Annotated in this window: 8 protein-coding genes and 1 tRNA gene; 3 read left to right on the top strand and 6 right to left on the bottom strand. The window is 69.1% G+C overall.

All coding sequences use genetic code 11. The annotated features are described in order from the left end of the window. On the top strand, nt 1-600 hold a 600-nt coding region (locus ACIRL2_RS50950), incomplete at its 5' end, for a DUF4232 domain-containing protein (protein WP_402242591.1). Between the two features lie 272 nt (nt 601-872). Here ACIRL2_RS50950 and ACIRL2_RS50945 read toward each other — a convergent pair. Beyond that, on the bottom strand, nt 873-1,382 hold the full coding sequence (locus ACIRL2_RS50945; protein WP_402242588.1) for a DinB family protein: 510 nt from the start codon (nt 1,380-1,382) through the stop codon (nt 873-875). Between the two features lie 323 nt (nt 1,383-1,705). Here ACIRL2_RS50945 and ACIRL2_RS50940 point away from each other — a divergent pair, with 323 nt between their 5' ends. Further along, nucleotides 1,706-2,587 (top strand): thiamine pyrophosphate-dependent enzyme, encoded by an 882-nt coding sequence (locus tag ACIRL2_RS50940; protein WP_402242585.1) that lies wholly within the window; start codon nt 1,706-1,708, stop codon nt 2,585-2,587. A 148-nt stretch (nt 2,588-2,735) separates the two neighbouring features. Here ACIRL2_RS50940 and ACIRL2_RS50935 read toward each other — a convergent pair. The 5 genes from ACIRL2_RS50935 to ACIRL2_RS50915 all read right to left on the bottom strand — a co-directional run bounded on the left by ACIRL2_RS50935 (nt 2,736) and on the right by ACIRL2_RS50915 (nt 8,296). Next, nucleotides 2,736-2,809, bottom strand: a tRNA-Val gene (locus ACIRL2_RS50935). Nucleotides 2,810-2,975: 166 nt separating this feature from the next. Further along, the gene (locus ACIRL2_RS50930; RefSeq protein ID WP_402242582.1) at nt 2,976-4,646 is read right to left on the bottom strand and encodes a glycoside hydrolase family 31 protein; all 1,671 of its coding nucleotides are present in this window, start codon (nt 4,644-4,646) and stop codon (nt 2,976-2,978) included. A 157-nt stretch (nt 4,647-4,803) separates the two neighbouring features. Continuing rightward, nucleotides 4,804-6,189 (bottom strand): ABC transporter substrate-binding protein, encoded by a 1,386-nt coding sequence (locus ACIRL2_RS50925; protein WP_402242579.1) that lies wholly within the window; start codon nt 6,187-6,189, stop codon nt 4,804-4,806. A 176-nt stretch (nt 6,190-6,365) separates the two neighbouring features. Further along, entirely contained in the window at nt 6,366-7,394 is a 1,029-nt protein-coding gene (locus ACIRL2_RS50920; protein WP_402242577.1) for a carbohydrate ABC transporter permease, read from the bottom strand. Continuing rightward, entirely contained in the window at nt 7,391-8,296 is a 906-nt protein-coding gene (locus ACIRL2_RS50915; protein ID WP_395873624.1) for a carbohydrate ABC transporter permease, read from the bottom strand. Before ACIRL2_RS50915 ends, ACIRL2_RS50920 begins: the two co-directional genes overlap by 4 nt. Before the next feature lie 395 nt (nt 8,297-8,691). Between ACIRL2_RS50915 and ACIRL2_RS50910 the strand changes: the two genes are divergently transcribed. Beyond that, the gene (locus ACIRL2_RS50910) at nt 8,692-9,681 is read left to right on the top strand and encodes a LacI family DNA-binding transcriptional regulator (RefSeq protein WP_395873753.1); all 990 of its coding nucleotides are present in this window, start codon (nt 8,692-8,694) and stop codon (nt 9,679-9,681) included. Nucleotides 9,682-10,186 lie beyond the last annotated feature (505 nt).

The following is a 10,186-nucleotide window of genomic DNA, read 5'->3' as shown; positions in this document are numbered from 1 at the left end:
ACCGGCGCCGCACCGCCCCCCGCCTCCGCACCCGCCGGCCAGGCCGGCAACGCCCCCACCCAACCCGCCGCCTCCACCACCACCGGCGGCAACCAGAGCGGCGGCCAGAGCGGCGGAACGACCCCCGCCGGAAAGACCTCCGCCGGCCAGGGCACCACCGGCGGGGCCGGCAACGACGGTTCGATCGGCAAGTGCCGCACCGACGACCTGCAGGTCACCGCGATCGACGCCACCATCGGCGGCGACACCAACCACACCGTCGCCGTGACGTTCAAGAATATCGGCCACAACTGCACCATGTCCGGATTCGCCGGCGTCGACCTGCAGACCAGCGCGGGACCGCTGTCCGCGAAGCGCACCGGCGCACCCGCGGACCCGTTCACCCTCAAGAGCGACAAGTCCGTGTCCTTCGGCATCACCTACCCGGCCAACGACAGCGGTGGCTCCGGCGTCCGCATCACCGGCCTCCAGGTGACCCCGCCCGGAGAGACCAAGTCCGTCACCCTGCGCTGGCCCGGCACCGGCTCCCTGCCCGTCACCGACGGCACCGGCTCCCCGGTCGACGTCGGCCCCATCGGCAGCGCCGGCCAAGGCGGCTGACCCACACCCCCAAGACCGATGAAGACCTCGGGTACGGGCCCCACCGCGTGCGTGACGGGGCCCGTACCCGCGTGCCGTTGCGCATCCGCCGGACACCCCGAAATCGGGTGCCCGTACTGCCGAATGTCGGCGGGTGCCGGAACGCCCGCGTTACCCGCGCACGCGGCGCGCGCGCGAATGCGGGCGCTGGTCGGAGGTTTCCGTGTCCGCGCCCTCTCGGCGAGCGGCGCCCCGATCGCCCGAATCGACGATATGTAGGCCGCCGCGGCCGGTCAGCCCATCGTCTTGGCGCCGTCCAGTGATTCACGGAGGATGTCCGCGTGTCCGGCGTGCTGCGAAGTCTCGGCGATGACATGGAGGACGACGCGGCGCACGGACCACCGGGCGCCCGGCTCGAACCACGGGGCCTCGGGAAGAGGGTGGGACGCGTCCAGATCGGGCAGCGTGGCCACCAGGTCGTCGGTCGCACGTGCCACGTTTTCGTACGCGTCGAGCAGTCCGCCGAGCGTTTCGCCCTCGGCCATGCGGAACTGGCCTTCCCAGTCGGTCGGTTCGCTCATCATGGCCTCCGCGCCGCCGACCGCGAATCGCATCCAGGACGCCTCGGTGCCGGCCACGTGCTTGATCAGGCCGCCGAGGCAGAGCTCACTCGCGGTGGTACGCGTCGCCGCCTGTTCGTCGGTGAGTCCGTGGACCGTTTGGCGCAGGAACCCGCGATGCCTCGCGAGAGATTCCAGCAGGTCGGCACGCTCGCGCGTGGTCGCCATCCGGTCGCCGCTCATGCTGCCTGCCCTTCGATGTCGTCCACCACCTCACCCCGCGCCGCCCGACTATGCCACAACAGGGATGGCTCGGCGTAGATCAACACGGAGCGGACGGTGACGATGCCGGGGGCTTCCTCGTGTCCGTGGACCGGAAGGACACCTCCTGCGCCCCGTGCCGACCCGCAGGATCAGGGAAGGGCGGAGCGGCGGCCGACCGACCCGAACCTGATCGCGGCTCGAGGTCCGCACCGCGAGTGAACGAAAACTGCGACCGGCCCCCGAGCCCTGCCGACGCTCCGGACCGCACCCACGCGTACCCCTGCGGAGCCGCCGGCAGGGTCGTGGTCTCCGCCCACGAGGGGGTCAACGTCGGCGCCTCCTACTTCCCCGACGTGCAACTCGAACGGTTCATCCCGGCCCTGCGCGAGGCACTCACCGCGGAGTTCGGGGCCGGTGCCTTCGCCGCCGACTACTTCACCCAGGCACACGCGGCGGGGCTGGACGTCCCCGACAGCACCGTCGCCTTCCTGGCGGGCCTGGTGGGCGGCGACTACCCGACGGACCTGACGTACGACAGCCTCTTCCGGCACGTCAACGCCTTCCTCCAGGACCAGGACAGCGGCCCGCCCGGAGCACGCGTCAACCCGTTCACCGTGGTCTCGGACGCCGCGTTCGCGCTGATCGGCACGATGAACCTGCGCATGGTCGAGCGCGCCTCCTACGTGGCCCAGAACAGCCGGCTGTCCATCGGCTACTCGGTCGGGGCCGCCTCCGGAGTGGCCCTGGCCAGGCAGGAGCCCGAGAAGCGGCCCTTGGTGTTCGTCGGCGACGGCTCCTTCCAGGAGACCTGCCAGGAACTGTCCACCCAGGTCCGGCACGGGCTGCGTCCCGTCGTGTTCGTCCTGGACAACGAGGGGTTCTACGGCATCGAGCAGATGCTCGTACACCCCTGCTACTACGCGGAAAACCCGTCCGAAGGCGCCGAGTTCTACAACAACCTGCACGTGTGGCAATACGAGCGACTCGCCGACGTCTTCGGTACCGACAAGCACCCGATGACCGGCGTGAGCGTACGCACCCACACCGACCTCGAAACCCTCCTGACCAGGGTCACCGACCGCAACGACCAGATCAACCGGGGACCGATCCTGGTCCGCGTGCTGCTCGACCGGCGCGACTACCCGAGGGCGATGCAATACAAGATCGACGAGAACTGTAGGTAGACGCAGGTAGACGTAGGCCACGTCGCGAGGAAGCCCGCATCGGGACATCGCACACACAAGGCCCCGGACCGCCTTCAGCCAGGCGCCCAAACCGCCACGGAAAGCAACAGAGCCCAGGTCAGCACGCTGACCTGGGCTCCGCTTCGGGTGGGCACAGACAGACTCGAACTGTCGACCCCTGCTTTGTAAGAGCAGTGCTCTAACCAACTGAGCTATGCGCCCGGAGGTGAGAGGACAGCCTACCGAATGCGTGGGGGTGGTTCGTGCCGCTCGGGCGTGCGGATGGTCACCGGGCTCGGTCGGCCGGCATGGGGGTTGGTCGGTCGGCCCGCGGGCGTGGGGTCGGGCGGGCGGCCGGCGATCGGGGGCCGGCCGGCCCGTGGTGCGGTCAATTGCCAGCGTCGGGGCTTGGTCGGTCCGTGGTGGCCACGCGGCGGAACCAGGGGAGGCGGGACAAGGGGGTGGCGGCCTCGATGTCGGTGGGGCCGGTGTGGGTGGTGCCGTCGTCGGCCTGCCAGGTGCCCGGGGGAATGGTGATCTTGCGGGAGCGGGTGCCCTTGGTGGTGACGGGGGCGACCAGGATCGAGTCGCCGAGGAGGAACTCGTCGGTGATGGCGGCGTAGCCCAGGCCGGGGAAGACGTAGTCCAGCGGGAGCTGGATCGGCTCGCCGGTGTGGGCGGAGGCGCGGGCCAGGGCCAGGATCTCCGGGCCCAGATCGGTGTGCAGGCGGGCGGCCGCACGGCACAGGTCGAGGTGTTCCGGGTCCAGGACACGCCACGGGGCCGCCGAGAACTGCATCATCGGGAACAGCGCGGCGGTCTGCGCGTACCGGACGAACAATTCCGGGTCGAAGCCCTCGCCGCCCGGACCCGGGACGAAGCGGAATTCGCCGCCGCCGATCATGTCGGGGCAGGTGAACGCGTGGCCCGTGATCGACTGGGCGAGCGCGTTCGGGATCAGGCTGTCCAAGCCGAAGCGGCCCTCCCACAGGTGGTACTTGTCCTGTTGGCGCTGCGCCAGCGGCAACCCGGCCGCGCGCCACGAGTCGCGGAACTCGTTCAGCGGCCACTCCGCGCCGAACCGGTTCCACGCGTGCGTGTACGCCTCCGGGTCGGCCACGCCGAGTGCGCGCCAGAACGGCGCGTCGCCGCCGTCGAACTTGAACCCGTCGATGCCGATCGACTCCTGAAGCTCCGAAAGCTGCTCGCGCAGCCATCCCGTGGCCGCCGGATCGAGCAGGTCCAGGCCCGCGCTGTAGCCGTTCCACCACGCATGCACGCCGAAGTACCCGTCCGGGCGCTCGACCAGCAGGCCCCGGTCGTGCAGCACCCGACACGTCGGCGAGTCCGGGGTCACGTACGGCACCAGCCACAACATCACCCGGAAGCCGAGTTCGTGCAGCCGCGCGACCATGCCCGCCGGGTCCGGGAAGCGACCCGGGTGGAACGTCCAGGTCCCGTAGTCCTCGCTCCACCGGTCGTCGATCATCAGTACGCCGGGCGGGAACCCGTTCCGCAGCAGGTCTTCCGCGTAGCGGAGCACCTTCTCCTGGGTGGGCTCGAAGACGGTCTCGATCCACAGGTTGTACTGCGGCGCGGTGAACAACAACGGGTCCGGCAACCCACCGGACGCCGGATAGTGACGCCGCATCACCTCCAAGTAGGCGTCCCGCAATGTGCCACCGGCAGCCACACCCGCCTCGACGCCCACTTCTGCCCCGGACGAACCGGAAGCCCCGGAAGCGCCGGAAGCCCCGGACGAACCGGAAGCACCGGAAGCACCGGAAGCACCGGGCAACTCGGCCACCCCAGGCACCTCGACCACCGGCCGCCCGCCCTCGATCCGAAACGCGAACGGCCGAGCGCAGTGCACCCATCGGCCGTGATCGGAGAGCAGCACCGGCATGCCCTGGTTGGCCTTCACGTCCCGCAGGTCGATCCCGTACCCCTCGGCGAACGGCATGTGCCGGCCGTCCGCCACCGCACCGCCCCACCAGTGTTCGCCGGCACGCGGTTCCAACGCGAGCACGCCGCCATCGACCGAACCACTCTTCGTCATGCCGTCCGCTCCCCCACGCTCTCGCTCACACCCGCTCTCCGACCAACCATCGGGCGGCAGACCATCCAGCCGACCCATCGGCGGCGGCAGGCAACTCACCCGCCCCCCCACCGCCGCCGCCGCCGCCCGAACCACACCAAACCGACCCACTCGGGCTTCACTTCATCGTGAAACCCTGCTCCTTACCGAACGACACGATCCGCTCCTGCCAGTTGGACAACGCGCCCGGCAGGTCACCGCCCGGCTTGTAGGCCTGGCCGATGGTGTCCTTGAAAATGCTGTTCGCGTACACCTGGAAGGGGAGGTACTGCCACTCCGGCCGCACCGCACCGGACATCTGCGCGAACACCTCGTTGGGCTTCGAACCCGGGAAGTACGGGAGTTCGGCACCGCGGAACGCCGGGTCGTCCAGCAACAACCGGGTCGCCGGGAACAGGCCCACGTCGGTGTTCAGCGACTTGACCGCCTCGGGGTCCGAGTTCAGCCAGGTGGCGAAGGCGACCGAAGCCGCCTTGTTCTTGGCCTGCTTGGTCACCGCGACCGACGAACCGCCGTTCTCCGCACTGGCCGGGGCGCCATCACCGGTCGGCATCGGCGCGACCGCCCACTGACCCGCGCCCTGCGGGATGTTCTTCTGTAGTACGGCGGGCGCCCACGCGCCGGCCATCCACAGCGCGTACTTGCCGGCGCCCATCGACTTCCACCACTCCTCGTTCCAACTCGGCGTGGCGTCGACCGTCTTCTCGGCCAGCATCCCGCCCCACGTGCTCGCCCACCTCGCCGTGCCCGGGTCGTCCTTGAGCTTGACCGCCGCCGACGACTCACCCGAGACCTGGTACGGCTTTCCGCCCTGCTGCCAGATCATGCTGTTGGCCGTGCCCGCGTCACCCTGGTCGGCGTAGGTGACGAAGTTCTCCGGATTGGCCGCCTTGATCTTCCGGCCCAACTCGGCCACTTCGGCCCAGGTCTTCGGCGGCGTGGCGCCGAGCTTGTCGAGGATGTCCTTGCGGTAGAACATCGCCATCGGTCCGGTGTCCTGTGGAACGCCGTAGATTCCACCGGCCACATTGACCTGCGACCACGCGGACGAGGCGAACTTGTCCCGCGACGAAACCATTCCGTAGTCGGCGAGGTTGACCAGCTGCTTGGTGATCGCGAACTGCGGCAGCGCGAAATACTCGATCTGCGCGACGTCCGGAGCGCCCTCGCCCGCCTTCAGCGATGCCTGCAACTTGGTGTACTGGTCGGCCGATTGGCCTACGTTGACCAGCTTGACGTGCACCTTGGGGTACTTCTTCCGAAAGAGCGCCACGGTCCGATCCACATTGGGGACCCAGCTCCAGAAGGTGATCTCGGCGGGCTGTTCGAGAGCCGCCGCGACCGCCGCCGGATCGGCCTTCCGGCCACCCTCGTCGTCGTCGGACTTCGAATCCGACCCGCATGCGGCGAGCGACAGGGCCAGCGCCGCGACGGTCGCCGCGGCAGTCACCGAGGTCGACCGGCGCGAGCCGAGCCGACCCACGATCGACGTTCTTGCGTTCATATGTGGCCACTCCAAAGGGAATTCGCAAACTCGGGGACGAGCGAAACAAAAACGTGATGAAGAGCGAAATAGAAGAAACGCATGGCAGATCACGAAAATATATGTCATGCCGGAAAATGCCGAAACGCAGCAAGGGCATGCACAGAAGAAGCGAAATGCGCGCCGAGCCCACGGCTCTATTGCTTGACCCCGCCCGCCGACAGGCCGGACTGCCAGAACCGCTGAAGGAAGAGGAAGGCCACGATCAGCGGCACGATCGCGAGCAGACTGCCGGTCAGCAGAATCGGGTAGATCGCCGTACTTCCCGCCACGCTCCCGCCGTTGGCCTGGCCGTTCCACCGGTTGAGGCCGACGGTCAGCGGGAACCAGTTCGGGTCGTTGAGCACGATCAGCGGCAGGAAGTAGTTGTTCCAGGTCGCCACGAGTGCGAACAGCAGCACCGTGACGAAGCCGGGCATGAGCAGTCGCAGTGAGATGGTGAAGAAGATCCGCAGTTCGCCGGCGCCGTCCATGCGGGCGGCCTCCAGCATCGCGTCCGGCACCGCGTCGGCCGCGTACACGCGCATCAGGTACAGGCCGAACGGGCTGGCCAGGGAGGGCAGGATGACCGCCCACGGGGTGTTCACGATGCCCACGTCGCTGAACAGCAGATAGGTCGGCACCGCCAACGCCGTGCCCGGAATCGAGATCGCGCCCAGCACGAGCGCGAACATCAGCCGCCGCACGGTGAATTCGAACTTGGCGAGCGCGTACCCGCCGAGGGTGGCGATCAGCGCGGCGCCGCCCGCGCCGACCACCGAGTACAGCAGGTTGTTGGCGAACCAGCGCAGATAGATGCCGTCGTCGTAGGTGAAGACGTCGTGGACGTTGTCGAACAACGCGAAGTCGTCGGCGAACCAGAGCCCGCGCGAGGACAGCAGGCCCTCGTTGGACTTGGTCGCACCGAACATCAGCCACACCAGCGGCAGCAGCGTATAGGCGAGCATCAACGCCATCGCGACCGTCAGCGCGGTGCTCTTGCGACCACGTCGATCGTGGCGATCACCCGACCTCCCTCGCCCACGTCGCGCACGTCGATCGAGCCGCCCGCGCGGACGGAGGAACCCGGCCCGCGTCACGCCGGTTGCGCCGGCCCCGCTCTTCTCGCCGGCCTCGCCCGCCTCGCCCGTGGCACGCGATCCGTCCGGCAGGGTGGAGGTGCTCACTGCATGCGCTCCCGTCGTGCGGTGGCGAGTTGGACCAGGTACGCGACGAACACGGTGACCACGCCGAGGACCACCGCGATGGCGGCCGAGTAGTTGAACTGGCGGCCGCTGAACGCGAGGTTGTAGGCGTACAGGTTCGGGGTGTAGTTGGTCGGCACCGACGCCGGGGCGAGCGTCTGGAGGATGCTCGGCTCGTTGAACAATTGAAAGCTGCCGATCACGGAGAACGTGGTGGCCAGCAGCAACGCCGGCTTCAGCGCCGGGAGTTTGATGCTCCACGCGGTACGGAACACGCCCGCGCCGTCCATCTCGGCGGCCTCGTACAACTCTTCGGGAATCGCCCGCAGGGCCGCGTACAGGATCATCATGTTGTAGCCGACGTAGGACCAGGTCACCACGTTGCCGATGGACGCGAGCATCCAGTCCGGACTCAGCAGATCGGGCAGCTCCGTGCCGAGCAGGTCACCCACCTCGGCGGCCAAGCCGAACCGGTCGCCGTATATGTAGCCCCACATCAGTGCCGCGACCACGCCCGGCACCGCATACGGAACGAAGATGCCGACCCGGAACAGGCTCGCGCCGCGCAGCCGGCCGCTGTCGATGGCCAACGCCGCCAGCAGAGACAGGGTCAGCATCAGCGGTACCTGGATCGCGAAGAACAGCGCGACCCGGGCCAGTCCGGCCGAGAACAGGTGGTCGCTCAGCGCCTTCGAGTAGTTGTCGAAGCCGACGAAGACCGTACCCCCGATCATCCGGTCCTCGTACAGACTCAGCCGGAACGCGTAGGCCAGCGGGGCGGCCACGCCGATGCCGAAGACCACCAGGAACGGAAAGAAGAAGGCGTGGCCGGTGAGGTTACGCCGCAGGGCGCCGCGTTTCACCGCATGCCCTGTCGGCGGCATGGGGTCGGGTCGACTCTCACGGAAGGTCCTCCGGAACACTCGGGGATTTCGAGAACGGCGGACGCGCGGGTGTTCACCACCGACCCCGAATGTTTGCGCCAACATCGCGGCGCGTTTCGAGAGTGTTCCGTCAGCCTCAACGGCTGTCAATAGGCATCCCTCGGACGTTCGTGCGGGAATTTTCCCGCAGGAATGTCGCTTTTGGCGACCCCCGGCAATCCTTCGCGAACGTTCACGACACGCTGTTGACCCGACATCATGTTCGCGCGAACATGAGCGCATCCGCCGCCCGGCGCGGACGGTGTGAATGAAAGGATCGGGGCATGGCGAAGGACGGAGAGTCGGCGAAGCCCGGATCGGGCGGGTCGTCCGCGACGCGTACCCGACCCCCGTCCATGGCCGACGTCGCCGAGATGGCCGGGGTCTCCAGCCAGACCGTCTCGCGCGTCGCGAACAACCGCAGCAACGTCGACGAGGCGACGCGCGAACGCGTGCTCGCCGCGATGCGGATGCTCGGCTACCGACCCAACACGGCCGCCCGGGCACTGGCCACCGGCAAGTTCCGGATGCTCGGCGTGATCAGCTTCGGCCTCAACGCCTACGGCAACGCGCGCACCCTCGAAGCCATAGTCGCCGCCGCGCAGGACGCGGACTACTCGGTGAACGTGGTCAGCGTGCGCGCGCAGACCGAGAGCGCCGTACGCGACGCCTTCGATCGGCTGACCATGCAGGCCGTGGACGGCATCATCCTGATCGAGGCGCAGATCCTCGACACTCCCGCGCTACGCCTGCCCTCCGGCCTGCCGGTCGTGGTGGTCGACGGTGAGGAGAGCCGCCGACATCCGGGCGTGGACACCAATCAGGCCGAGGGCGCCCGATTGGCCACCACACATCTGCTCGACCTGGGCCATCCCACGGTCTGGCATGTGTCCGGCCCGCAGGATTCGTACGCCGCCCGCCGGCGTGCCGAATCCTGGCACCGCACGCTCAAGGCGGCCGGCGCGCCCGTGCCGCCGCTGCTGTACGGCGACTGGACCGCCGCCGGCGGCTACGCGGCCGGCCTCGAACTGGCCGCGAACCCGGAGGTGTCCGCCGTGTTCGCGGGCAACGACCAGATGGCGCTGGGCATCGTGCGAGCCCTGCACGAGGCGGGGCGTCCGGTGCCGGGCGAGGTCAGCGTGGTGGGCTTCGACGATCTCGCCGAGTCGGCCTGGTTCCTGCCCTCGCTCACCACCGTCCACCAGGACTTCGAAGAGGTCGGTCGGCAGTGCGTGGCGCTGCTGTTCGACCAGTTCCGCACCGGTCACGCCACCGTCCACGGCGCCACGCCGGTCGCCCCGACCCTGATCGTCCGGGACAGCACCTCGGCGCCGCCCACTCCCTGACGAACGATCACGGCCCCTCGCACGCCCTGACGAGCCGTCACGACCGAACGCACCTCTGACGAACCGTCACGGCCCTCCGCTGGACCGTCACGGCCACTCCCACTCCCCGACGACACGTCGCGCCCACTCCCGGCCGACGGGTTCACGCGGCCTCCCCGCATCGCCCGCCGCCCCCTGGCTGCCGCCCGCCGCTCGCTGCCACTCCCGGTACGACGAAAGCCCGAGTAGACGCGGTACGGCACGCCCCGAACCGAACCGGCGGCGCCGAACGACGCACGCCCTCCGCACCCCTCCCGCGAACCCATTCGTCCTCACCGCCCCGAAGTGACCCGAAGGAGAAGTGGCGCCGGCCCGAGAGAACTTCGGCCCCGGCGTGCCACAACCCACCGATGAACGACACCACACACCGCCCCGCCGGCCGCGTGGCCGCGCTGCGCGCGCGCCTGGGCGGCATCGGCTTCGGCGCCGACTACAACCCGGACCAGTGGCCCGAGGCCACCCGCGC

The sequence above is a fragment of the Embleya sp. NPDC127516 genome (assembly GCF_044765325.1).
Taxonomy (GTDB): domain Bacteria; phylum Actinomycetota; class Actinomycetes; order Streptomycetales; family Streptomycetaceae; genus Embleya.
The sequence above is the reverse complement of the archived record's forward strand: the minus strand, read 5'-3'. Positions and strand labels throughout refer to the sequence as shown.

Coding starts and splice junctions, on each gene's coding strand:
- ACIRL2_RS50930 (WP_402242582.1), bottom strand. CDS start 4,646: ATGACGAAGAGTGGTTCGGTCGATGGCGGCGTGCTCGCGTTGGAACCG.
- ACIRL2_RS50925 (WP_402242579.1), bottom strand. CDS start 6,189: ATGAACGCAAGAACGTCGATCGTGGGTCGGCTCGGCTCGCGCCGGTCG.
- ACIRL2_RS50915 (WP_395873624.1), bottom strand. CDS start 8,296: ATGCCGCCGACAGGGCATGCGGTGAAACGCGGCGCCCTGCGGCGTAAC.
- ACIRL2_RS50945 (WP_402242588.1), bottom strand. CDS start 1,382: ATGAGCGGCGACCGGATGGCGACCACGCGCGAGCGTGCCGACCTGCTG.
- ACIRL2_RS50910 (WP_395873753.1), top strand. CDS start 8,692: ATGGCCGACGTCGCCGAGATGGCCGGGGTCTCCAGCCAGACCGTCTCG.